Source organism: Streptomyces huiliensis (assembly GCF_020037025.1).
GTDB classification, from domain to species: domain Bacteria; phylum Actinomycetota; class Actinomycetes; order Streptomycetales; family Streptomycetaceae; genus Streptomyces; species Streptomyces huiliensis.
Genome location: NZ_JAIQLH010000285.1, coordinates 1 through 1,021 on the forward strand (window position 1 = coordinate 1; position 1,021 = coordinate 1,021).

The following is a 1,021-nucleotide window of genomic DNA, read 5'->3' on the forward strand; positions in this document are numbered from 1 at the left end:
GTGGCGCACGGCCCTGGCCGGCGTCGAGGAGCCGACGCTCGTCGCCCCGCACGCCTGCGAGCGCGCCTCGCTCCTGCCCGAGGAGCACACCACCGAGCTCACCGCCGAACTGAGTGCCCGGATCACGGGCTGGGCCCAGGCCCACGGCCTGACCCTCAACACCGTGCTCTCCGGCGTCTGGGGCCTGCTGCTCGCCGGGCTCACCGGCCGGCAGGACGTGGTCTTCGGGACGACCGTCTCCGGCCGTCCCGCCGACCTGCCGGGCATCGACCGGACGGTGGGCATGTTCCTCAACACCGTCCCCGTCCGCGTCCGCCTCGACCGCGACGAGACCGCGTCCGGCTTCCTCACCCGCCTCCAGCGCGAGCAGGCGGCCCTGCTGCCGCACCACCAGCTCAGCCTGGGCGCCATCCAGCGCACCACCGGCCTCGGTCGCCTCTTCGACACCCTCCAGGTGCTCCGCAACACCCCCGTCGACCAGGACGAGCGCGACCGCGTCGGCGAGGCCCTGGGCGTCGAGGGCGTCACGGACGTCGACGCCACGCACTTCCCGCTCATCTTCACCGCCAACCCCGGCGAGCGGCTCACCTTCGACTGGAAGTTCCGTCCGGACGCCTTCGACCGCGCCACGGTCGAGGAGCACGCCGGCCGGCTCGTCACCCTGCTCGACCGCGTCACCGCCGGCCCCGACGTGCCCGTCCGAGCCCTGGACGTGCTGACCGAGCGGGAACGCGGCCTGGTGCTGGGGGAGTGGGCGGCGACGGACCGCGAGCTGCCGGACGCCTCGGTGGCCGACCTGCTGGCCGAGCGCGCCGCCGCCGTCCCGGACGCGGTCGCCCTCGTCGCCGGGGACCGCGTCTGGACCTACGCCGAACTCGACGCCCGCGTCAACCGCCTCGCGCGGCTGTTCCTCGCCCGGGGCGCGGGCCCCGACCGCGTGGTCGCCCTCGGGCTGCCCCGGTCGCTCGACATGGTGGCCGCCCTGTTCGCCGTCCTGCGCGCCGGCGCCGCCTACCTGCCG

1 protein-coding gene is annotated in these 1,021 nt (G+C 75.8%); it reads left to right on the forward strand.

Translation table 11 applies throughout. The features are described 5' to 3' along the window. Positions 1-1,021, forward strand: a 1,021-nt coding sequence (locus tag JNW98_RS31235) for a condensation domain-containing protein (protein WP_223771669.1), incomplete at both ends; no start/stop codon positions are given.